Here is a 23,972-nt window from a genome sequence, read left to right as displayed (position 1 = left end):
ATGGCGCAATTTCAATTTTCTGCCAATTATGGTGCCGATTCAATCTATGAGACCGACAACCTCATGGGTTTGTAGGTTCATTCTAGTAATCGACAATTTTATTTCTGCGCAACTAGATCACCCCAAGCCGCAATCTTTTGGCCGAAGTTGGAACTCTTCAATCGATCCTATTTCTTGTCCTAGATGGATGCGCGGAGCCTCCGAATGCGCTTGACCTTGAGAGTGCATGATCAAACGATTTGCAGTACGAGGTTTCAATTCGTTCACAACGAAGCGAATCATGTCTGCGCGCGTCAGCTTCTTCAACTCCGCAAGTACCTTGTCACGTTGGTTAAACTCAGTGTCTTTGTTTCCTATCGCAACCCAAAGACGTTGAGCCCGACCTCGAAGTGTGGTGTCCGGCGTTGCTATTTGGTTCCACAAGCCGCGCTTACTGCTGTGCCATTGGTAATCGTTTAACTCTAACAACACCATATAAAAGGCATTTAAAAACTCATCGATTGAGGTAACCAGCTCGGCAGGTGCTGCATTAGGTGACTGCACATATAGTACAATACCAGGGTGACGATTTAGCGGCATATTGCCAGTGCCTACCATGTAACCTAATTGCTGCTTGGTACGGATTTCGTGGAAAAACGTTGCCGACATAAGGTGATTGGCCAATGAGTATAGCGCGATACTACGAGGCTCAATATCCTCGCACTGGTGGTAAATAACGACCGCGGAATCTTGCTGGTTACAATGCACCTCACGTTGAAAACTGCCATTTTTACCTAGCATAATGAGCGGACGAAGTGCCTCTTCATAACGTTGCTCGTTAACTCTTAGAGCATCCTTCAAGGTCGTAGCCATGTCATGGGCTTGCTGGCGTTGCCAGTCTCCGTAAACAAACATTTCAACGTGCAGTTCTGCAAGAATGGATTCTACGAATACCGAGAGTTCATCGACTTCGATTTCTTCTAGCGCTTCGACTAAGGTTGCGAAAGGCGGGTTATTGGGTTGAAGTAACCCAGTAAGTGCGTTAAACAGCTGCGAAATAGGGCGATCTTGTGAAGCATTTCTCCAGTTTCGTAACAATTGTTGTTTGATGGTTTCAAAGCGAGCAGGGCTGAAATCTCGAGAAGCAAAACGGTGCAGAATCACTTCTAGCAACTGAGGCAGCTTTTGACTGAACCCTGAGAGGGTTAAGGTCACGCCACCTTGGTGAGCATACATGTTGTAACCCATCCCTGCGATTTCTGCTTGATAGGTTTCTTTTGCTAGCGAATCGAGGAACATCTCTACACATAAGCGCGTTTTGACGATGTTCTTTGGTGATGCAACGGCATGAGAGCTGTCGATAGCGACATAAACGACACCTTTGGGCACGCGAAATTCGTCATCTTGCAAATGCCACAGCCGAAACCCTTCGAGATCCTCAATCAACTCTGGCAGTGAATCACCATTTTCGAGTGGCATGGGGTCGAGATCGTAGCAAATATAAGGGTTCTTTTCCGGTAAGACGAATTGCCAGCTTGGATCGATTTGTTGATAGAAACGACGTTGGCTTTCACTAAAAGGCGTGACGGAGTACGGGGTAAAGTACCATTCGGCAGTACGATTGTATTCCAGGCCTTTAGCAATCAAAGTGACGCGCACATTATCGATGGTTAAGTATCGCAGCAATGAACGCTGTAACTCTTCATCGTAGCCCGCCATTTTGTAGTCACCATAAACCGTGTCTTCCGGTTGATAGTGCTGCATGTTGATCACCAGATGGCTGACGAGATCCATTGGGCGCGATGGCTCTTGGAAGCGGAAAGCCGATTCTAATACCGCTTGTTTTTCGAGATAGCGCCATTCATCTAACCCGTCTTGTTTGATCATCGAGAGGTATTGAAAAACTGCTTGAACGATATCATCAACATGATCTAAGCCGTTTGGCGTCAGGGTGCAGCTTACGGTAAAGTCTCGGTAGTTACTGCCACTCGCGCCGCCGCCCGCTGAGAGAGAAGTAATCCAGCCTTTTTCTTTGAGTTGAAGCATCAAACTGCCTTCTCCTTCATAACCCAACAGGTGAGCAAAGTAGGAGAGTGGCTTCACGCTATAATGCGCATCCATTCCCGGCATGGGGAATGTGAGAATCAGTTTACGGAACTCTTTGAGCGGCTCGACTTGAACCAAAATGCCCGTGCTTTCCTCAGTGCCGATCGGTACATCAATCGATTTTCCACGAAGATGGTGATTTGGGATGTCGGCAAACATGGCTTCTACCCAAGCTTGCTGTTCATCGAGCGGCTGTGGCCCAAATAGAGTCAGTGTCATCAAATCGGCGGAATACTGAGAGTGGTGAAACTCCACAATTTCGTCGCGGATGGATTTACCATCTCGGTCGCCAAGAGTATCTAAGTTTCCGACAGAGAATTTTGAAAACGGGTGCTCTGGATTGATGACTTCTTTGTTAACTTGATACAGGCGACGAGAATCATCATTGAGTTTGAGCTTGTATTCGGAGTCGACAGCCTGGCGTTCTTTGTCTAATGCTTCTTCGTTAAACAAAGGTGCGGTAAAAAATTGGCTAAATCGATCTAAGGCACTTTCAAAGGCATTTGGAGCAATATTGAAAAAGAAACAAGTGTGCTCTGTACCAGTCCAAGCGTTGTTTGTTCCACCGTGTTGGCTAATATAGCTTTGAAACTCGCCCACTTTAGGGTATTTTTCCGTACCCAAAAAAAGCATGTGTTCTAAATAGTGTGCCAGACCTTGGCGATCGTTTGGGTCGTCGAAGTGTCCAACGTTCACTGCCAGAGCAGCTGCCGACTGTTGAGCTGTATCGGAATGAATCAGCAGTACACGCAGTTCATTGCTCAAGGTAATGTAGCGGTATTGATTTGAATCGTTAGGACTTAGATGCACGATGCGTCTCCAGATTTCGCATTACAGTAATTTAGGCTCCCCTCGCGGGGGGCGCAAAGTTTGCGTTTCGACAAATACTGCTTGCCGTATTTTTGTTATTCGTAGACTTCTGCACAGGCCCATCGCGTTTGCGTATGGGGAAGAACTGTTTGAGTGAATGCTCTGAACTCATTGCACAGTTAAATAGTGTGATGAACTGAGTACATTCTTTTAATAGATTGTTAAGAAAGTCGCTATCTTTAACAAGCGAATTGGTATAATGAACAGATAATTATATCAGTATTTTTGTTTCGTCATTGTTAAAGTTAGCCCCGTCTATCTAATAAAGATAGCAGTCAACCTTTTGGTAGCGTTAGCTATCCCTAGGAAATAACATGAAAATATTCATCATGCGTCACGGTGAAGCCGAGCATTTTGCAGATTCAGACGCAGCACGACAATTGACCCCAAGAGGCAGAGTCGAATCAGAAGCGGTTGCGAGAGCCTGTAAAGAACAGGGTTTTGCGCAATTCGATAAAGTGTTGGTGAGTCCGTACATTAGAGCTCAACAAACTTGGCAAGAGATCAGTGCGTATTTCTCTGCAAAAAGCATTGAAACTTGTGAAGATATTACACCTTATGGCCAGTCCGAGCATGTCTTCGATTTCGCAAGTGCGTTAATAGAAGTCGAACAATTGGACTCGCTTTTGTTCGTATCGCATTTGCCTTTGGTCGGTTATCTGACTTCAGAGTTTGTAAAAGACATGACACCACCGATGTTTCCTACATCAGGGCTAGTGTGCATTGAATATGATTTACAAACACAAAATGGTGAAGTGCTATGGCATATTACGCCATAAGTGTCTAAACCAAAATAAGTGTTTGCAAATTAGAGACCGAATAAGAAAGGCAGGATATCCCTGCCTTTTCGTTTCGTCGTGTCTACAGCAAGCTTGTTACTTTTCAGGAATTGAAAGCAACACTAACAACGCACCATCACCACCAAATTCTAGTGGCGCTTGGTGAAAAGCCATAACGTCAGGATGCTGTGCTAACCAAAGTGGGGCTTTCTGTTTCAGGATGTGTTTCCCAATACCATGTTGCACACACGCACAATGAATCTCGTTTTTGATGCAATAGGCTATCATCGCACCAAGCTCGCGTTTTGCTTCTTGCTGTGTCATGCCGTGCATATCGAGGAACACGTCCGGTACATACACGCCACGACGTAGACGTTTGACTTCATAAGTGGAGACGTCGTCACGTGCATAACGAGTTGGACCTTCATCGTTTAATAGAGGGACAAACTCGTCTGAAAAGTAAAATTCAGAGTCACTCGCTTCACGGTTGGAGCGCTTGATTTCTTTTTGCTTAGTATTTTTTTTTGGTTGCTGGATTATGGTATCCTGTCGCAACTTTTTTACGCCCTGTACTGCTTCCTGAAACAAGGCGAAATCGTCATCGTTCTCGGTGTCTTTTTTGCTCATTAGGTAAACAATTTCATTAATAAACTTTATTGGCAGTATTGTAGCGCTTTTCGGAGGCAATTTTGGATAAGATTTTTGTAGAAGAAGCGGTATCGGAGCTGCATACCCTTCAAGATATGATTCGTTGGACGGTAAGCCGCTTTAATGCAGCGAACCTGTTTTACGGTCATGGTACTGATAATGCGTGGGATGAAGCTGTTCAGCTTATCCTGCCAACCTTATACTTGCCGATTGATGTGCCTCCGCACGTATTGAACTCTCGCCTAACGACAAGCGAGCGTCTGCGTATTGTTGAGCGCGTAGTAAAACGCATCAACGAGCGTACGCCAACAGCATACCTAACAAACAAAGCATGGTTCTGCGGTCTTGAGTTCTTCGTTGATGAGCGTGTACTTGTGCCACGTTCTCCTATCGGCGAATTGATTCAAGCGGAATTCCAACCTTGGTTGGTGGAAGAGCCTACGCGCATCATGGACCTATGTACGGGTTCTGGTTGTATTGCGATTGCTTGTGCGCACGCTTTCCCTGAAGCAGAAGTGGATGCGATCGACATCTCTACAGATGCTCTACAAGTGGCTGAGCAAAACGTACAAGATCACGGTATGGAGCAGCAAGTGTTCCCAATTCGCTCTGATTTGTTCCGTGATCTTCCAAAAGAGAAATACAATCTAATCGTGTCCAACCCACCATATGTGGATGAAGAAGACATGAACAGCCTGCCAGATGAGTTCACGCATGAGCCTGAGCTTGGTTTAGCTGCGGGTACGGATGGTCTAAAACTAGTGCGTCGTATTCTTGCTAACGCGCCAGATTATCTAACAGATAACGGCATTCTTATTTGTGAAGTCGGAAACTCAATGATTCATATGATGGAACAGTATCCAGAGATTCCATTTACTTGGATTGAGTTCGAGAACGGCGGTCATGGCGTATTTATGCTAACGCGTGACCAGCTGGTTGAGTGTGCAGAAGAGTTTAAACTGTACAAAGACTAATAGAGTCTTGCACTAAACATCAAAACACCGAGCTTTATGCTCGGTGTTTTTTTTATGCATACCTCGCCGATATTAACTCTTTACATCAAAACGTAATAAAGCCACTATGAATCCACGAAGAATTGGAAAGCAGCTATGCTCTGTTTTGAGAGAGCGTGGCGATAAAAACTTGAGGAAGTAATGGCAGGAAACAGTATCGGACAACATTTCCGAGTGACGACATTCGGGGAAAGTCACGGTATCGCACTGGGATGTATCGTAGACGGGTGTCCTCCGGGGTTGGAAATTACAGAAGCAGATCTACAAATCGATCTCGACCGCCGTCGTCCAGGCACATCACGTTACACCACACAACGTCGTGAACCGGATGAAGTTAAAATTCTTTCTGGCGTTTTTGAAGGCAAAACCACGGGCACATCGATCGGTTTGCTAATTGAAAACACCGATCAGCGCTCAAAAGACTACTCTGACATCAAAGATAAGTTCAGACCGGGTCATGCTGATTACACTTACCACCAAAAATATGGCATCCGCGACTATCGCGGTGGCGGCCGTTCTTCAGCTCGTGAAACCGCAATGCGTGTGGCGGCTGGTGCAATCGCGAAGAAATACTTAAAAGATGAGTTTGGTGTTGAGATTCGTGCTTACTTGTCACAAATGGGTGATGTATCTATCGACAAGGTAGATTGGAGCGAAATCGAGAACAATGCGTTCTTTTGCCCAGATGTGGACAAAGTAGAAGCATTTGACCAACTTATCCGTGACCTGAAAAAAGAAGGCGACTCAATTGGCGCGAAAATTCAGGTTGTGGCAACTAACGTGCCTGTTGGTCTTGGTGAACCTGTATTTGACCGTCTGGATGCAGACATCGCGCACGCACTAATGAGCATCAACGCGGTGAAAGGCGTAGAAATCGGAGACGGTTTCGAGGTGGTAAACCAAAAAGGCAGTCAGCACCGTGATACGCTTGCTCCTGAAGGTTTTGGTAGTAATCATGCGGGTGGCATTCTTGGTGGTATCTCGACTGGTCAAGACATTGTCGCAAACATTGCGCTTAAGCCAACATCAAGTATCACTGTGCCGGGTGAGACCATCACAAAAGAAGGTGAACCAACTCAGTTGATCACCAAAGGTCGTCATGACCCATGTGTGGGTATTCGTGCTGTGCCTATCGCAGAAGCGATGCTGGCAATTGTGGTGATGGATCATTTACTACGCCACCGTGGTCAAAACCATGGCGTAACAACTGAAACACCGAAGATTTAAGAGCTTTGTGTCATTCCAGCGAGCTATAGCGAGACTAGGAATCTAATTTCAGCACGATGAAAAGAGAAAGAAACATCTCTGACAACAGAGTGCTCGGATAATAGATCCTGAATCATGCTCCTTCGTCGCTGTTCAGGATGACTGAATATAAAATTATGCCACTCACTGAATCGCGGGTGGCACAATTTTATCAGGCAACCTTTTTTGTTTAAGTAGTTTTTGCTTAATGAATCGAGCCTTCGGTTTCCAAATGGAAAGAAGGCAGACGCCACTTAAAGCGTACCGCAGCCATACGCAACATGTAACCAGTAACCAGTGTAATAATAGTGGCAGTGACATCGGGAACATTGAATTCTAATAGCGCTAAGTACATTCCTGATGCGATAAGAGCGACAGAAGCGTAAAGCTCTTCATGCAGTACCAATGGTGTTTGGCGACAGATTAAGTCGCGAAGTAGCCCACCGAATACACCAGTTACTAACGCTGAAACCATACAAATACCAGGGTGCAAGCCCATGCCCATCGCAATTTTTGTTCCGATGATACTAAACACGATTAAACCTAATGCATCGAGGCGAATGAACAGACCTTTCAGCTTAATCACCCATTTCGCTAAACCTGTTGTTAGCACACCTGCAACACACGTAATTGCAAGGAACTCTGGGTTTTTTACCCAACCAAGAGGGTAGTGGCCTAATAGAATGTCACGTACGGTGCCACCACCAATGGCCGTTGCGCTGGCCACCAACATAACACCAAACCAGTCCATCTTTCTTCTACCAGCACTTAACGCACCTGTCATGGCTTCAGCCGTGATACCAATGATATACAACACACTTAGCAACATAGGGAAACACTCAACGTAAAAAGTCACTACGTTCTACGAGAATCAGCGTAGGCGAAGTAACAACACTTACAAACGGTTCTATCTCTCTTAAAAAGTGATTAAAACCAGCAACATGCTTGTAATCAAACGGCTTCAAAATAGCGGTTTGAACGGCATCAAAATAAGGCGAGAGTGTAGTGGTAAATAAGTACGCTGACGAATGAGAAATTGTATGGAGAAAGCGACCTTCAGATAAATTCAACTAATAACCAAAAATGTGGGGGTGCCTTTACCTCATAACTAAAAACAGCGACAATATGCAGCGCATGTCAAACTGAAGTACAAACTCGACGATGACCCACGAATACCAAGACTTAATCACCATTTTTAATGACACCTTTTTAGAACAATTTAATACGAAATTAGAGTTAGGTGGTGATGAGCCTATTTATCTTCCTGCTGATGATGAACACCCTCATCATCGGATTATTTTTGCTCGGGGTTTTTACGCCTCTGCTTTACACGAGATTTCGCATTGGTGTGTGGCTGGTCCAGAGCGTCGTTTGCTGGAAGATTTTGGTTATTGGTATGAACCTGATGGGCGAACAGCAGAAGTTCAAGAGGAGTTTGAGAAAGTTGAAGTGCGACCTCAAGCTTATGAATGGATTCTGGCACAAAGCGCTGGCTTCCCTTTTACGGTGAGTTGTGACAATCTACACGGCGATTTTGAACCAGATAGGCTCGGCTTTATGAAAAAAGTGCATAAAGAAGTGCTAGGTATTTTGGACGTTGGCTTGCCTTTGCGAGTGAAAATGCTTTCTGATGCCCTGCGCGCATTTTATCAAACTAAGCCACTGGAAGCGTCGGACTTTTGCGTTAAATAACCACTAATAACCTCAGAGATACACCATGATTATTGAATTTGAAGAAAAACTACTGGAACTGATTGATGCTCGAATTGAAACAGCATCTGACGATGAATTGTTTGCTGGTGGTTATTTACGTGGTCACATCTCTTTATCCGCGGCGTCTTGTGAAGAAGAAGGGATTAGCGATATTACTGAGCTGAAGTCACGCATTGAGAGCAGCTTAGAAAATGCGCGTACCGAGTTAAGCCCGGCCGATCGCGTGATTGTCAGTGATTTGTGGCAAGAGCTCCAGGCTCAGGCTTAGTCCCTAAGCAGCGTTCTCCCTTTATTTAATCCTAGTCATTTACTACTTCGAAAAATTCGAACCTCTCCATAAAATTTTTGTGGTTGTAGCGAAACTGTTCAACTTTTATTCTGATCAGCATAAAACGTGAACAAAGGATTACAACCATGAAAATTGTCGCATTTGGTGCATCTACCAGCTCTAACTCAATCAACAAACTACTTGCTACATACGCAGCAAATCAAGTCGAAGGCGCTCAAGTGAATGTTCTAGACTTAAACGATTATCAAGCGCCAATGTTTAGCGAGGACAAAGAGAAAGAAATAGGTCAAGCTGAAGGGGCTGTCGCGTTTTTACGTGACTTGGCGGAGGCTGACGCTCTCGTTGTCTCCTTCGCAGAGCACAACGGTTCGTACCCAGCGGCCTATAAAAACTTGTTCGATTGGGCGACGCGCATTGAGCGTAATGTATTTCAAAACAAACCTGTCGTTTATTTAGCAACTTCCCCAGGTCCCAGTGGTGCGCAAAGTGTTCTTGCGGCGGCGACAGGTTCTGCACAATTTTTTGGCGCGGATGTAAAGGCATCGTTATCGGTGCCGAGCTTCTACGAAAATTTTGACGTGGAATCGGGTGAGGTTGTAAACCCAGAAGTGGCAGAGCAAGTGAAACAGGCAGTTGCACTGCTGAAGTAATCTCAGTACGAGCGACTTAATGAGTTAGCGATTCCCGACACGTATCTGTGTCGGGAATCAAAACAGAGAATACTCTTACAGCTCGGTAATGGCTTTGCCTTTTCTTAGTTTACGAACCCACATTCGACTTGGGTGAAGTTCGGTCAATACATCAACCGGTAATGGCAGCGGGTCCCCACAGATCTGGGAGGCCAACACTTCAGCTAATAATGGTGCAGAGCTCAGTCCACGAGATCCTAAACCTAAGAAGCAGAATAGGTTAGGGTACTGATGAATGGTTTCTACCTCTTCTTCTTTTTGATTTTGTAAGTTGGCGTATTGCGTTTTGATCGTCTCAAAGTCACCCACATTTCCGACAAATGGTAAGTGATCTCGGCTAACACAACGAATACCTTGGCGAGATTGATTACCAGTGATATCTACCTCTTTTGCCCATGTTTGATTCGGTACACATTTCACTAGCTTTTCCGCATTATCTTTTTGGGCGTTTTCATCAAATTCGTAGTCAAGGTGACTGCGGTCGTAGCTTGCACCGATACACAAGTGTTGATTACTTGGGTTAACAGGTGTCATGTAACCGTCGTAACACAACACCGTTTTCAGCTGACTCAGCGTTTCGGTTGCTGGCGCATGACTGACTTGTCCTTTCACTTGTCCCATTGGTAGGGAAGCGGTTTGACTCAATGTCTGGAACTCATGGCCGTTCGCAATTACAACCGTTGAGTGCTCAAATGTTTGACCACTCGCCGTTAGTAGCCAGAGCTGACGCTTTTCATCCCAATCTAATGCCTCAACAAGATGTTCAAACTTCGTTGAGAGTAACGACGTCTTCTCCAATTGATTAATTAACCCGCGAGTTAACTCGGCAGGACACAGCCACCCTCCCATTGGGTAGTGCACAGATGCCATATCAATAGGTAACCCGATAGTGTTCGCAGTCTCCTCGGCGGACAGCTTGTGAATGAGCTCTGGTGTGAAGTTACCCGCAAGTATTTTCTCCAGTTTGTCTGTGGATTTGTCATCCCACATCAACTGAGTCACGCCACACCAGTCATGATCAAAATCGATCTCTTGTGCTGCTTGTTCAACAAACTGACGTGCGAACAAAAATGCAGGAGCAAACACTCGTGAAACACCCGTATGCGGGCCATTAAGCAGTGGATAAACGGCTCCTTGTCGATTGCCTGAAGCTCCTTTGGCTGGTTGTTTGTCTTTACAGTAAAGGGTGACGTTTTGGCCACGACGAACTAACGTTTTCGCTAACGCCGCGCTGGCTATACCACCACCAATGATGGCTATCGAATCAAGATTGCTAGATGCTGTGCGATTGAACCAAGGGAGATGGTTCGACTGCTTTTCACGTTGCTCCATAGAGCCGGCGATCATTTCTCGTTTAGTGCCGAAACCTTTCACCTTTTTCATTGTAAAGCCAGCTTCGTTCAAACCACGACGTACAAAGCCTGCTGCGGTAAACGTGGCAACTGTACAATCTTGCTTGGCTAGCTTTGCCATGTTGTTGAACAGGCCTTGGTTCCACATCTCTGGGTTTTTGCTTGGCGCGAATCCATCTAAGAACCAAGCATCAATCAAACCTTGTTCGTTGTATGGGACTTGCGGCATGCAGTCTTTAATGTCACCAAACCAAAGGTCGAGTGTGATTGCACCGTCTTCTAAAACAATGCGATGACACTCCGGCACAGCGGCAGGATAGTGCTTTTGTAACTTTTCCGCGTACTCAGCTAGCTCAGGCCAAGCTTCATGCGCCTTCTTTAAATCGGCTTTGCTTAATGGGTATTTTTCAAAGCTAATAAAATGCAGCTCTTTCAATGTTGCGTCCGGATGCTGACGACGAAACTCACTAAACCACTGGCATACTGCTAAGAAGTTTAATCCCGTGCCAAATCCTGTTTCACCAATGACAAAACGTCTTTGGTCAAATTCCTGCCATCTTTCTGGGAGATGATTTTGTTTTAAGAAAACGTAGCGTGTCTCTTCAAGACCGTTTACGTTAGAGAAGTAAACATCATCAAATTGGTCTGAAACCGGAGTACCAGCTTCGTTCCAACCAAGTTCTGCGTTTTTTATTGAAGTCATAATGGTGCAAATTTGTGATTTGGCGCGGTAAGAATGGGGCGATTGTACGAATTTATGGGAAAGCTGACCACTTTTGTTGACTATCTTAGTTATCATCTAGCGGATTTTTGAATTATAGGAATGTCATAATGAAACGAGTCGTAATCACCGGTATGGGTATTGTTTCAAGTATCGGTAACAACGTCGAAGAAGTTCTAGCGTCTCTTAAAGCGGGCAAATCTGGCATCACTGCATCTGAGCAGTTCAAAGAACACGGTCTTCGTTCGCAAGTATGGGGTGACCTAAAAATCAACCCGGCGGAACACATCGACCGTAAGCAGATGCGCTTTATGGGTGATGCGGCTGCTTATGCATACCTATCAATGGAGCAGGCAATCGCAGACGCTGGTCTTACAGAAGAGCAGGTTTCAAACGACCGTACCGGTATCGTTGCAGGTTCTGGCGGTGCTTCTGCATACAACCAAACGGTAGCGACAGACACGATGCGCGCCAAAGGCGTAAAGCGAGTTGGTCCTTACATGGTTCCTCGTACTATGTCTTCTACTGTTTCTGCTTGTCTTGCTACGCCATTTAAGATTCGTGGCGTGAACTACTCAATGAGCTCTGCATGTGCAACATCTGCACACTGTATCGGCCATGCTATGGAGCTTATTCAACTAGGCAAACAAGATATTGTTTTTGCTGGTGGCGGCGAAGAGCTAGATTGGTCTCAAACTATGATGTTTGATGCGATGGGCGCACTGTCAACCAAATACAATGACACGCCAGACAAAGCATCTCGTACATACGATGCAGACCGTGACGGTTTTGTTATCTCGGGCGGCGGCGGCATGCTGGTTATTGAAGAACTAGAGCACGCACTGGCACGTGGTGCGAAAATCTACGGTGAAATCGTAGGTTACGGTGCGACATCAGATGGCTACGACATGGTAGCGCCATCAGGTGAAGGCGCAATTCGTTGTATGAAGATGGCGATGCAAGACGTTGATGGTGTGGATTACATCAACACGCACGGCACATCGACACCAGTTGGTGACGTGAAAGAGCTTGGTGCTATCCAACAATTGTTTGGTGAGAACAGCCCTGCAATCTCTGCAACAAAAGCAATGACTGGCCACGCACTCGGCGCAGCGGGCGTGCACGAAGCAATTTACTCAACACTTATGCTAGACAAAAACTTCATTGCTCCAAGCATCAATATTTCAAACTTGGACGAAGCAGCACAAGGTCTGGACATCGTGACAGAAGCTCGTGATGCAGAGCTAACGACCGTAATGTCAAACAGCTTTGGCTTTGGCGGCACAAACGCAACTTTGGTTATTAAAAAGTACCAAGGTTAACTGAATTTGTTGGCGCCTTGCGAGAGTACTGTAAACGCCAACAATCCAGTTTCCAGAGCTTGATCAGTCACACTGATCGAACAGACGCAGACTCTATCCCATGGAGAGCGGGATAGGATCCTTTTGTTCTGGAACTTTGCCCGGCTATTTAGCCGGGCTTTTTCTTTTCTCTGTTTCTGCTTTTCTCTAGGCTTCCCGTCAATCGATTCTATAGGAGTTACCTCCTTGAGGTTTATTGGTGTTATATCTTGAGATTTTTCGGGAAAAGGGCACAATCGCTTTAGTTTCGCATCTTGCGAATAAACGAACTCTTACAAATGGATGTTAGAACGCTGGCGCTATGAAAATTATTGTTGATGAAAATATGCCGTATGCTGAAGAACTATTCAGCCAACTCGGTAACGTAATTCTAAAACCAGGTCGTACACTGACCGCCGATGATTTAGTGGATGTTGATGCCCTAATGATTCGCTCAGTCACCAAAGTGAATGCTGACCTGATCAGCAAAGCAAACAAGCTGAAGTTTGTTGGTACGGCCACGGCAGGCATGGATCATGTTGACCAAGCACTCTTAAAAGAGAAAGGCATTTTCTTCACTGCGGCGCCAGGGTGTAACAAAGTGGGTGTGGCGGAATACGCGTTCAGCGTGATGATGGTGCTTGCTCAGCAACAAGGTTTCTCGGTATTTGACAAGACGGTAGGTATTATTGGTGCAGGCCAAGTAGGTAGCTACCTAGAGAAATGTTTGAAAGGCATGGGTATTAAAGTTCTCATCAATGACCCATTCAAACAAGAGGCTGGTGATCCTCGTAGCTTTACTCCGTTGACAGAACTGATTGAAAGCTCAGACATCATTACACTACATACGCCAATCACCAAAGATGGCCCATACCCAACGCATCATTTGATTGATGAGAAGGTATTAAATGGTCTCCGCAGCGATCAAATTTTGATTAACGCGGCTCGAGGTCCCATCGTTGACAACGCTGCTTTGAAGCAACGTCTTTTGAAAAATGATGGCTTTACAGCGGCACTCGACGTATTTGAATTTGAACCAGAGGTTGATATGGAGCTTCTGCCTCTGCTAGCATTCGCAACCCCTCACGTTGCAGGCTACGGCTTGGAAGGGAAAGCTCGCGGTACAACGATGATTTTCAACAGCTACTGTGAGTTCTTAAATAACGAATTACGTGCGCATGCCAGCGATTTACTGCCAACCGCGCCTGTTCCTACTATGGTATTGGACAGAGCTTGGGACGAAGCAACACTGCATAACATCACGCAGTTAATCTATGATGTGCGTAGAGATGACGCTCTTTTCCGCCGTGAAATCAGTAAGCCAGGCGCTTTTGACCTGATGCGTAAAAACTACTGGGATCGCCGTGAATACAGCGCTGTCACGCTAGTGGGTAACAAAACATGTAACCTTGCTCCATTAGCAGAACTAGGTTTTCAGATTGAGGTAAGTCAATGAGCCAGCAATATAATGTTGCCATTTTAGGTGCGACCGGTGCGGTCGGTGAAACAATTTTGGATGTGCTTCAAGAGCGCAAATTCCCAGTAGGCGAAATCTTCCTACTCGCGAGTGAGCGCAGCGAAGGCAAGACTTACCGCTTCAATGGTAAAACGGTACGCGTTCAAAACGTAGAAGAGTTCGATTGGTCTCAAGCGCATATCGCACTGTTTTCTGCTGGTGGTGAGCTATCAGCCAAGTGGGCTCCAATTGCCGCTGATGAAGGCGTGATTGTTATCGACAATACATCACACTTCCGTTACGAGTACGACATTCCTCTTGTTGTGCCAGAAGTAAACCCAGAAGCGATTGCAGAGTTTCGTAACCGTAACATCATCGCGAACCCGAACTGTTCAACCATCCAAATGCTGGTGGCACTAAAACCAATTCACGATGCGGTGGGCATTGAGCGTATTAACGTATCAACTTACCAATCGGTGTCTGGTGCAGGCAAAGCGGGTATCGATGAGCTAGCAGGTCAAACGGCGAAGCTGCTAAACGGTCTGCCTGCAGACAAGAAGCAATTCTCTCAACAGATCGCGTTTAACTGTATTCCACAAATCGATCAAATGATGGAAAACGGCTACACCAAAGAAGAAATGAAAATGGTGTGGGAAACACAGAAGATCTTTAACGATCCATCAATCACAGTCAATCCAACGTGTGTACGTGTTCCTGTATTCTACGGTCACGCAGAAGCACTTCACATTGAGACTCGTTCACCTATCGATGCACAAGAAGTCGTTAACTTGCTTGAACAAACTGACGGTATCGAAGTGTTCCACGGTGAAGACTTCCCTACACAAGTTCGCGATGCGGGCGGTAAAGACCATGTAATGGTTGGCCGTATCCGTAACGATATCAGCCATCATAGCGGCGTAAACCTGTGGGTTGTTGCTGATAACGTGCGTAAAGGCGCGGCAACTAACGCGGTGCAAATCGCAGAAGTTCTGATCCGCGATTACTACTAAGTCGTTTACAATTCATTTCAAAGCCTCGCACAGTGCGAGGCTTTTTTGTACGAACGAAACAAAATAGTGTGAGATTAGTACGAATATGGCGAGAGCCACACATTTTTTATTCTCAACGCTATAGTTTTGCATGCGATATCCGATATATTTAACCGATCACCATTTCAAATTGTATTTAGCACAAAACTGAGCCTTCTATGCGTCAAAATTATAAGCGTTTGTTAGCAGCCCTTGTGTTGATGAGCGCGACTCAGACATCATCAGTGGTTCAAGCCGAAGGAATTCGTCTTGTTGGACCGTCTGGTGAAGTGCAATCATCTCCGAGCTATGCTGAAGATATTGAGCGAGCATTACCTGCTCCTCCTGCGAATACTCAACCGTCACGTTTCTTTGGTCCGACTGGTGAAAATCAAACACTATGGTCGATCGCTTCAGAATTACGACCTTCACGCGGTGTTACCGTTCAACAAACGCTTCTTGCCATTTACCGAATTAACCCTCAAGCGTTTGAGAACCAAAACATTCATGAATTGATCCCAGGTAGTCGGCTACGAGTACCTTCTCTAGAGCAAGTGCAAAGCGCGACCACAGCGCAAGCTGTTGCGATTATGAAGGCGCATGAAGCTAAGTTAAAACAGCCGAAGCCGACAAATAGAGCGACGCCAGCACAACGAGTCACCGAGCAACCAAAGCCACAAATTAAAGTAGAACCCAAGCCTGCGGCTAAGCCAGAGACAGTGGCAGCAACGGAGCCAAAACCAACTCCGAAAACAATACCCGTCATCCCTGCGCCACCAGTAACCACCTCTCCGCAGGGTGAAAAGCAGGTCAGTGCGCTAAAGGACAAACTTCAAGGCTCACAAAGTGAATTAGAGTCATTAGAAGAGAAGAACCATCGTCTTCGATTGATGCTGTCAGAAGTGCAAAGCGAAGTCGAAACTTTGAAAAGCGAACTGAATGACGAAGAACGCATTCGCTCAGAAGTCGAGAAACTGCTTGCAGAAGAGCGCCAGCGCCTTGCTGAACAACAGCGCATGCAACCAAGCACCATGGACAAAATTTTGTCTAATGGTTGGCTTGTTGGTCTTGCGGCATTAATTCCTGGAGCTTTGATTGCGTTGCTAGTTGTTATGCTTCTTGGTCGACGCTCTAAAGCGAAAGGGGAAGAAGCGGCTGCACAGGAACAGCAAAACGTTGATCCTCTTGCGGCGCCAATCGGTTTAGCGGCGGCGGATGAGCTTGATGAAGAGCTCACGCTTGATGATGAATTGTTTGCAGATGAAGATATCAACACACAGTCTTTACAAGAAGAGAAGTCAGATTTAGAAGAAGACGTCTTTGCTAACCTCGACGATGAAGAACTTGATTTCAATCTGGAAGGGGACGATGACCCATTTGCAGATATTGGCGATGACGGTGACCTAGATGTTGGTCTGGATGAGTTTGAGTCATCGAACAATGGTATCCAAGTCAACGGCGAAGAAAAAGCGCTTGGTTTAGAAGAAATGGAGCGAGCCTTAGATGAGGTTGCTCCAGAACTAGAAGTGCTCGATGACGATGAGTCTGGCTTCGATCTTTCGGACGATGCGAATGAGAAATCAGACTCGCTTTCAGACGACGCATTTGCCGAGTTACTTGCAGCCGATGAGCCGTCAGAAGAGTTACCAAGTGACACTGTCGACCAGGATATGCTTGATGACTTGTTTGCTGAACTTGGCAACGATGACTTCGATTTAGATACTGATGAGCCTGAGTTAAAACAGCCCGTTTCGGATGATGACTTTAGTGTAGGAGAGGCATCTGACGACGATATCGATAAGCTATTGGCCCAGTATGAACAACCGGCTAGTGAATCGGAAGTTCGAGAAGCTGACGCCAATGAAGGCCCTGTTCTAGATGAAAACAGTACAGAGCTACTCGATGAACTCATTGATTTTGATGAAGATGACACAGACGAGTTTGATCCACTAAACGAGCTAGAAGCAATCTCTGGTTTTGAAGGTGATGACTCGATCGAAGAGTTAGACGCAGATAGCACAGACTTACTGGATGAACTCATTGATGATGTTACCTCTGAACTTGATGAAGAGACTGAAGCTGATTTAGATCCGTTTGATGATCTGATTCGAGAGGACGAGAGCCCAGAGCAGAATAAATCGGAAGAGGAAGAGTTACTGAAATCACTTGGTTTTGGTGAGCCAGACGCCGACGAAAAGCCATCTTCCGTAGTTGAGTCAGAACAAACTCATGAAGATCAGGACATTGAGTCTGGGTTGGACATCGACGCTTTATTAAGTGAAAGCCAACCAGACACGCAACAAGCTGCAAAAGAGCAACCATTAACCGAGCCAGAGGCTGCTTCAGAGCCATTTAGCAGCGATGAATTTCTTGGTGATTTAGAGGACCTCTCACCAGAGAATGATCCTTTAATGAGCGAGCTAGACGACCTATTTGAGTCAGACAGTGAAGAGCTTCTGCCAACAGAACAAGAAAAAGCGGATTTTTCTGCTGAACTTGACGCTCTATTTGATAGTGAAGACGATTTACCGCAGCAAGTTGAAAAAACACAAACGGAGATAGAGGAAGCTTCATCACTACAACAAGAGGCTACCGATACTGATTCAACACAAGAACCATCCGTGGAGTCCGATACTGAGGTACAGCCTCACGTTGAGCAAGAGGAAGACATTCCAGCCTTCACACCGACACCAAATACAATAGAAAATGAATTCGGTGTTCCACAAGAAGAAGATTGGCTACTGGATGAACCTGAATTGGAGCCGGAAACTGAGTCGACCAACGATTCAGAAGATGAACTCAATTTTGATGAGCTAGATCTTCCAGAATTCAGCGAAGAAGACGCATTGGCGTCTATGTCGGATGAGCCGGAGTTAGAAACGTCCGAGTCCGTTGAGCCAGAACAGGTTGAAGCCGACTTACCAACTGAATCAGAAGATGAATTCAATTTTGACGAGCTGGATCTTCCTGAGTTCAGTGAAGAAGACGCATTGGCGTCTATGACGGATGAGCCGGAGCTAGAAACGTCCGAGTCCGTTGAACCAGAACAAGTTGAAGCCGACTTGCCAACTGAATCAGAAGATGAATTCAATTTTGATGCGCTCGATTTGCCAGAGCTCAGTGAAGAAGATGCACTGGCGTCTATGGCTGGCGAACCTGCGTTAGAAACGTCCGAGTCCGTTGAACCAGAACAAGTTGAAGCCGACTTGCCAACTGAGTCCGAAGAAGAGTTCAATTTTGATGAGCTGGATCTTCCTGAGTTCAGTGAAGAAGACGCATTGGCGTCGATGGAAGAAGAGCCAGAATTACCGAGCTCTGAGACTGCAGATATAGAACCAATCTCCGGTGAGGATGAAGAGTTAAGTTTTGACGACCAAGATCTTCCAGAGTTCAATGAGGAAGATGTTCTCGCGTCAATGAACGAGGGTGCGTCAGAGAGCCCTAAGGTTGAAGCAGAGACATCGAGACCAGCTATTCAAGCCGATAACGATCATGATGCTTTGTTTGAAGTATTTGCGCAGCAAAACGGCTTTGATACTGACCCAGAAGTGCAGCCAACAGCGACAGAGGGTGAGCCGCTCAGTAATTTGGATGATGAATCATCAATGGCTAACCTTCTTGCGGAAGACGCAAACTCAGAAGTATTTGAAGGTAAACTAGACAGTGACACCATCGCAAGTGCAGGTATGGATTTTGAAACCATGCTTGATGTTGGAGATGATTGGGATGGCTTTAAACCCGCTGCTGATAACGTAAGTTCTACTGAAGAAGTGCCTGAGGACCAGCGTGATGTTTGGAATTCGAGTGATGCACTAAGTCAGCCAGAGATCGCGCAAGAAAACTGGGCAGAGCAAAGCGACTTGGATGACTTCGACCCGAAGAAAAATCAATTTATGACGATTGATGAATTGATGGCTCAGGTCGACAGAGAAGGTGGTGAGTTCGAAGAAGAAGACCTTAAGCTCGATGTCGGATTGAACGAGTTTCCAGATGTTATCGGCGAGATCGGCGATATTGACGTAGATAACAATGCTGAAGCGGCTGGGAAACTGGATTTGGCTAAAATCTATCTCGAGATGAACGATTCTCAAGGGGCGATTAAACTACTAGAAGAGGCGATTGTTTACGGTGAGGATGATATTCGCCGCGAAGCAAAAAGCCTGATTGACGCCATTAATGGCCGATAAACCGAAACAAAAGGGTAGCGTTTGCTACCCTTTTTGTGTCCCGTTAGTAGGATGCTACCTTTAGGTCACCCTTGGTGAAACTGGCAACTTGAGGTGACTTGAGTATATACTTCCCGCCCCATTTTAGAGTTCGAAGGTTAAGATGAGAATCGCATTAGGTATCGAGTACAACGGTACAAACTACTTTGGTTGGCAGCGCCAAAGAGAAGTGAAAAGTGTCCAAGAAGAGCTAGAGAGAGCATTGTCCGTCGTCGCTAATCACCCAGTTGAAGTTCAGTGTGCTGGTCGGACAGACGCAGGCGTGCATGGCACGGGACAAGTTGTGCACTTTGATACCAACGTTACTCGAAAAATGGTAGCTTGGACCATGGGCGCAAACGCGAACATGCCGAGCGATATAGCGGTTCGTTGGGCTAAGGAAGTTTCAGATGATTTCCATGCAAGATTCTCAGCGACAGCGCGCCGTTATCGTTACATTATTTTCAATCATGCTTTACGTCCAGGCATCTTAAACTCGGGGGTTAGTCACTATCATGGTGAGCTCGACGAGAAAAAAATGCATGAAGCAGGGCAGTTCCTACTCGGCGAAAATGATTTTACGTCGTTTCGCGCGGCGCATTGTCAGTCTCGCAGCCCATTTCGAAACTTGATGCACCTGAACGTTACGCGCCATGGAAACTATGTGGTTATTGATATTAAAGCCAATGCGTTCGTGCATCATATGGTTCGTAATATCACAGGTAGCTTGATAAAAGTTGGACGTGGCGAAGAGAGTCCTGAATGGATCAAGTGGTTATTAGACGCCAAAGATCGCAAACTAGCGGGTGCGACAGCGAAAGCGGAAGGTCTGTACCTGGTAGATGTAGACTACCCAGAAGAGTTTGGGTTACCTGAAGTGCCGATCGGTCCACTGTTTTTACCAGATAATTTGAACTAATTTTACAAACTTATTTCAAAATATCGGTAGTGTTTACATTGAATGTGAACGGAAAACATACGCTATTTACGATATCAAAAATAGGTACAACCAGTTTTTTATCTACAGTAGCTGCAAGATATGGTTTAATCCGTCGGTATTATGTCGAATTTATATCTTTCGCAATGAAGCGGAAGAGTTGAGAGAAAAGGTCTTCCATGAGTTGGCTTGAAAAGATTTTAGAGAAAAGCAATCTAGTAAGTTCACGCAAAGCTTCTATCCCAGAAGGCGTGTGGACTAAATGTACCTCTTGTGAACAGGTTTTATACCATGCAGAGCTAGAGCGTAACTTAGAAGTTTGTCCAAAGTGTAACCATCACATGCGTATGAAAGCGCGTCGTCGTTTGGAAACATTTTTAGATGAAGGTAATCGAGTTGAATTAGGTTCTGAACTTGAGCCACAGGATAAACTGAAATTTAAAGATTCTAAGCGATACAAAGAGCGTATCTCTGCTGCACAAAAAAACAGCGGTGAGAAAGATGCGCTAGTTGTGATGCAGGGTGAATTGCTTGGTCTGCCGCTTGTGGCGTGTGCGTTTGAATTCTCCTTCATGGGTGGTTCAATGGGTTCAGTCGTTGGTGCTCGCTTTGTGAAAGCAGTGGATGCAGCCATTGAAAATAACTGTGCGCTTGTTTGTTTCTCAGCAAGTGGTGGTGCTCGTATGCAAGAGGCTTTAATGTCTCTTATGCAAATGGCAAAAACCAGTGCTGCGCTTGAGCGTTTATCAGAAAAAGGTCTGCCGTTTATTTCTGTTCTAACTGACCCTACAATGGGTGGTGTATCAGCAAGTTTGGCTATGTTAGGTGATATCAACATCGGTGAACCTAAGGCCCTCATTGGCTTTGCTGGTCGTCGTGTAATCGAGCAAACTGTACGTGAAGATCTTCCTGAAGGTTTCCAGCGTAGTGAGTTCCTACTTGATCACGGTGCTATTGATATGATCGTTGACCGTCGTGAAATGCGTCAGCGTGTGGGTGGTCTTATCGCTAAGATGACTAACCACAAGTCTCCTTTGGTGGTTTCGGTTAACGAATCTCCAAATGAAGAGCCATATTCTGTACCAGAAGCGGACGAAAAAGGGTAAAGTATCAACTAACATAAAAACCAAAGAATTTAATGGTTAAAGTTAGATGACCCAAAACCCAATTCCTCAAGCCACATCTTCATTAGAGATGTGGCTTGATTATTTAGCAAATATTCATTCCTCAGCAATTGATCTAGGCTTAGACCGTGTCCAAGCGGTAGCAAACAAAGCCAATCTTACCAAACCAGCTCCAACCGTAATCACCGTTGCCGGAACCAATGGCAAAGGCTCAACGTGTGCGTTAATGGAAGCCATTTTACTTGATGCTGGCTATTCAGTCGGTGTTTACAGTTCTCCGCACCTGATTCGTTACAACGAGCGTGTACGCATTAATGGCGTTGACGTTGTAGATGCAAAGCACTGTGAAGCATTCGATTATGTAGAAAAGCAGCGTGGTGATGTTAGCCTTAGCCTCTTTGAATTCGGTACGCTTGCTGCGCTACGTATTTTTCAAGTAGAGAAAGTTGACGTTGTCTTACTTGAAGTAGGACTTGGCGGCCGTCTAGACGCCACTAACGTTGTTGACCATGATGTTTCTGTTATTACGAGCTTAGCGATCGATCATGTGGATTGGCTTGGTGATGACATCAATGTTATTGGTTTTGAAAAAGCGGGCATTTACCGTTCAGGGAAGCCAGCAATTTGTGGTCAACCAACGCCACCAGCGACCGTGGCGGCTCATGCTGACGATATTGGTTCTGAGTTCTTCCAAGTAGGTATTCAGTACGATTACCAACTAACTGATAATGGTTGGAAGTGGAGCAGTGGGGCATTTGAGTTAGAGGATTTACCAATCCCATCGCTACCATTACAAAATGCAGCTACTGCACTGATGGCACTAGGGGCTTCGGAATTGCAAATCACTGACATAAATATTGTCAATGGCTTGAATAATGCGCGTTTGGCGGGGCGTATGCAAGTACTGCATCACGAACCTGAAATAGTCCTTGATGTCGCTCATAACCCGCACTCTGCTGAGTATTTGGTAGAGAGAGTGAAGCAACAATATCTGGGTAAGAATATCCATATTGTGGTTGCAATGCTGCATGACAAGGACATTAAAGCAACCATTGAAGCTCTAACTCCAGTTGCAACACAATGGTATCCAGCGTCGCTTACTGGACCGAGAGCGGCGACCGCTGATGAATTGTGCCAATACTTACCTGATGGGCAAGTTCATTTTGAAAACCCTGTTGACGCCTTCGAGAGTGCGAGAAGCCACGCAAAGACAGGAGACGTTATTCTGGTGGTTGGCTCATTCCATACCGTCGGAGAGGTATTGGAACATTGGCAATCAAATAATAAATAAGTAAAGGTATTTTGATGGCAAGTAAATTCCAAAGTCGTTTAGTCGGCACCATCATTCTAGTCGCAGTCGGAGTCATTGTTCTTCCCGATGTGCTAGATGGTAAGAAACTGCACTACAAAGAAGAATTTGCCAGTATTCCTATCAAACCAGAACTTGATAGTGATGTGGAAAACTTCGAAATATTAGAGCCAGTGGAAGACGACATTACGTTACCGGATTCTCCGGTTGAAGCTGTAGTGCAAGAACGTGAGGATGCTCAAGTAGCCGTTTCTGAGCCCGAGCCAGCGCCAACATCTAAACCTGAGGTCATCAAACAACCAGAGCAAGTTGAGGTCGTCACTCGTCCTGTTCAAGAGAAAAATCAATATGAAGATTCAGCTTGGATCATTCAGTTGATGGCACTTAAGAATCACGAAAATGCTGTCGCGCTTGTTGCGGATTTGCAAAAGCGTGGTTATCAAGCTCACACAAAGAAAGAAAACGAGTTTACGAGAGTGATTGTTGGCCCTGATGTGTCAAAAAGTAAACTTGAACGACAAGTTCAAGAATTACAAAAAATTACAGGTTCAAAAGGTCAATTGCTTAAATTTAAGCCATTAAATCCATAAGAAAACGTTTGCGTCAGCATTTTTTCTGTTAAAATGCGCGCCAACTTAAGATGAAGAAAAGATGAATTGGATAGATTTTATCATTTTAGGTGTGATCGGATTTTCAGCTCTGATCAGTTTAGTTCGCGGTTTTGCTAAAGAAGCTTTGTCTTTGGTGATTTGGTTCGGAGCGTTTTTTATCTCCAGTAATTACTACGCCAAATTGGCGGTGTACTTCACCAACATCGAAGATGATATGTTTCGTAACGGAGCGGCGATCGCGGCGTTATTTGTCGCAACCTTGGTAGTTGGTGCAGTGGTGAATTACGTCATTGGTCAACTGGTACAAAAAACAGGGCTATCAGGTACGGACCGAATTCTCGGGATTGTATTTGGTGGTCTACGCGGAGTCTTAATTGTTTCTGCGGTGCTGTTTTTTATGGATGCGTTTACTGCATTCCCAAGCTCGGATTGGTGGAAAGATTCACAGTTGATCCCTGAGTTCAGCCGTATCATCGCCCCATTCTTCGAGCATTTACAAGCAACATCAAGTTTTCTGTCTGGCACTATCTAGTAGTGCCAGCTACTGTCGCAAATCGA

General features: G+C 45.5%; 19 protein-coding genes. 15 read left to right on the top strand and 4 right to left on the bottom strand.

The window, feature by feature from the left end; translation table 11 throughout:
• Positions 1-117: 117 nt before the first annotated feature.
• On the bottom strand, positions 118-2,895 hold the full coding sequence (locus tag KI742_RS15425; protein WP_213868038.1) for an insulinase family protein: 2,778 nt from the start codon (positions 2,893-2,895) through the stop codon (positions 118-120).
• A 374-nt stretch (positions 2,896-3,269) separates the two neighbouring features.
• Here KI742_RS15425 and sixA point away from each other — a divergent pair, with 374 nt between their 5' ends.
• A complete protein-coding gene (gene sixA / locus KI742_RS15420; RefSeq protein WP_005380537.1) occupies positions 3,270-3,734 on the top strand; it encodes a phosphohistidine phosphatase SixA in 465 nt (154 codons plus the stop codon).
• Between the two features lie 96 nt (positions 3,735-3,830).
• On the opposite strand, the gene smrB is transcribed toward sixA, so the two are convergent.
• Positions 3,831-4,361 carry an endonuclease SmrB gene (smrB, locus tag KI742_RS15415; protein WP_005380539.1) on the bottom strand — a complete coding sequence of 177 codons (531 nt, stop codon included), beginning with the start codon at positions 4,359-4,361 and terminating at the stop codon, positions 3,831-3,833.
• A 62-nt stretch (positions 4,362-4,423) separates the two neighbouring features.
• Here smrB and prmB point away from each other — a divergent pair, with 62 nt between their 5' ends.
• Both prmB and aroC read left to right on the top strand, forming a co-directional pair.
• The gene (gene prmB / locus KI742_RS15410) at positions 4,424-5,356 is read left to right on the top strand and encodes a 50S ribosomal protein L3 N(5)-glutamine methyltransferase (protein ID WP_005380541.1); all 933 of its coding nucleotides are present in this window, start codon (positions 4,424-4,426) and stop codon (positions 5,354-5,356) included.
• Between the two features lie 180 nt (positions 5,357-5,536).
• On the top strand, positions 5,537-6,622 hold the full coding sequence (aroC, locus tag KI742_RS15405) for a chorismate synthase (protein WP_262592366.1): 1,086 nt from the start codon (positions 5,537-5,539) through the stop codon (positions 6,620-6,622).
• 223 nt (positions 6,623-6,845) lie between these two features.
• On the opposite strand, the gene KI742_RS15400 is transcribed toward aroC, so the two are convergent.
• Complete coding sequence (locus KI742_RS15400; protein WP_005380544.1) at positions 6,846-7,469, bottom strand: trimeric intracellular cation channel family protein; 624 nt, start codon at positions 7,467-7,469, stop codon at positions 6,846-6,848.
• Between the two features lie 332 nt (positions 7,470-7,801).
• Here KI742_RS15400 and KI742_RS15395 point away from each other — a divergent pair, with 332 nt between their 5' ends.
• The 3 genes from KI742_RS15395 (at position 7,802) to KI742_RS15385 (ending at position 9,292) form a co-directional block, all read left to right on the top strand.
• Positions 7,802-8,332: an elongation factor P hydroxylase gene (locus tag KI742_RS15395; RefSeq protein ID WP_186584747.1), complete on the top strand. Its 531-nt coding sequence runs from the start codon at positions 7,802-7,804 to the stop codon at positions 8,330-8,332.
• Positions 8,333-8,357: 25 nt separating this feature from the next.
• The gene (locus tag KI742_RS15390; RefSeq protein WP_017635933.1) at positions 8,358-8,621 is read left to right on the top strand and encodes a YfcL family protein; all 264 of its coding nucleotides are present in this window, start codon (positions 8,358-8,360) and stop codon (positions 8,619-8,621) included.
• A gap of 146 nt (positions 8,622-8,767) precedes the next feature.
• Complete coding sequence (locus tag KI742_RS15385; RefSeq protein WP_285385541.1) at positions 8,768-9,292, top strand: NADPH-dependent FMN reductase; 525 nt, start codon at positions 8,768-8,770, stop codon at positions 9,290-9,292.
• A gap of 75 nt (positions 9,293-9,367) precedes the next feature.
• Here KI742_RS15385 and mnmC read toward each other — a convergent pair whose 3' ends face one another.
• On the bottom strand, positions 9,368-11,386 hold the full coding sequence (gene mnmC / locus KI742_RS15380; RefSeq protein ID WP_285385543.1) for a bifunctional tRNA (5-methylaminomethyl-2-thiouridine)(34)-methyltransferase MnmD/FAD-dependent 5-carboxymethylaminomethyl-2-thiouridine(34) oxidoreductase MnmC: 2,019 nt from the start codon (positions 11,384-11,386) through the stop codon (positions 9,368-9,370).
• Positions 11,387-11,514: 128 nt separating this feature from the next.
• On the opposite strand from mnmC, the gene fabB reads away from it, so the two are divergent.
• The 9 genes from fabB to KI742_RS15335 all read left to right on the top strand — a co-directional run bounded on the left by fabB (position 11,515) and on the right by KI742_RS15335 (position 23,946).
• Entirely contained in the window at positions 11,515-12,726 is a 1,212-nt protein-coding gene (gene fabB, locus KI742_RS15375; protein ID WP_005380557.1) for a beta-ketoacyl-ACP synthase I, read from the top strand.
• A gap of 340 nt (positions 12,727-13,066) precedes the next feature.
• Positions 13,067-14,200, top strand: coding sequence for a 4-phosphoerythronate dehydrogenase (locus tag KI742_RS15370; RefSeq protein ID WP_005380560.1), 1,134 nt, complete (start codon positions 13,067-13,069; stop codon positions 14,198-14,200).
• Positions 14,197-15,210 (top strand): aspartate-semialdehyde dehydrogenase, encoded by a 1,014-nt coding sequence (locus KI742_RS15365; protein ID WP_005380562.1) that lies wholly within the window; start codon positions 14,197-14,199, stop codon positions 15,208-15,210. The genes KI742_RS15370 and KI742_RS15365 overlap by 4 nt, the downstream gene beginning before the upstream one ends.
• Positions 15,211-15,407: 197 nt before the next feature.
• Positions 15,408-19,415 (top strand): FimV/HubP family polar landmark protein, encoded by a 4,008-nt coding sequence (locus KI742_RS15360; RefSeq protein ID WP_285385545.1) that lies wholly within the window; start codon positions 15,408-15,410, stop codon positions 19,413-19,415.
• A 142-nt stretch (positions 19,416-19,557) separates the two neighbouring features.
• Positions 19,558-20,352 carry a tRNA pseudouridine(38-40) synthase TruA gene (gene truA, locus KI742_RS15355; RefSeq protein ID WP_258515184.1) on the top strand — a complete coding sequence of 265 codons (795 nt, stop codon included), beginning with the start codon at positions 19,558-19,560 and terminating at the stop codon, positions 20,350-20,352.
• 197 nt (positions 20,353-20,549) lie between these two features.
• Entirely contained in the window at positions 20,550-21,476 is a 927-nt protein-coding gene (gene accD / locus KI742_RS15350; RefSeq protein ID WP_005380583.1) for an acetyl-CoA carboxylase, carboxyltransferase subunit beta, read from the top strand.
• A 46-nt stretch (positions 21,477-21,522) separates the two neighbouring features.
• Positions 21,523-22,785 carry a bifunctional tetrahydrofolate synthase/dihydrofolate synthase gene (gene folC / locus KI742_RS15345; protein WP_017820798.1) on the top strand — a complete coding sequence of 421 codons (1,263 nt, stop codon included), beginning with the start codon at positions 21,523-21,525 and terminating at the stop codon, positions 22,783-22,785.
• 14 nt (positions 22,786-22,799) lie between these two features.
• A complete protein-coding gene (locus KI742_RS15340) occupies positions 22,800-23,393 on the top strand; it encodes an SPOR domain-containing protein (protein WP_017820797.1) in 594 nt (197 codons plus the stop codon).
• Positions 23,394-23,454: 61 nt separating this feature from the next.
• Complete coding sequence (locus KI742_RS15335) at positions 23,455-23,946, top strand: CvpA family protein (protein ID WP_005380590.1); 492 nt, start codon at positions 23,455-23,457, stop codon at positions 23,944-23,946.
• The last annotated feature ends 26 nt before the right edge of the window (positions 23,947-23,972 follow it).

This window comes from Vibrio sp. D417a, assembly GCF_030248595.1.
GTDB classification, from domain to species: Bacteria; Pseudomonadota; Gammaproteobacteria; order Enterobacterales; family Vibrionaceae; genus Vibrio; species Vibrio alginolyticus.
Note: the sequence above shows the minus strand (reverse complement) of the source record. Positions and strands in the feature narration are given on the sequence as shown.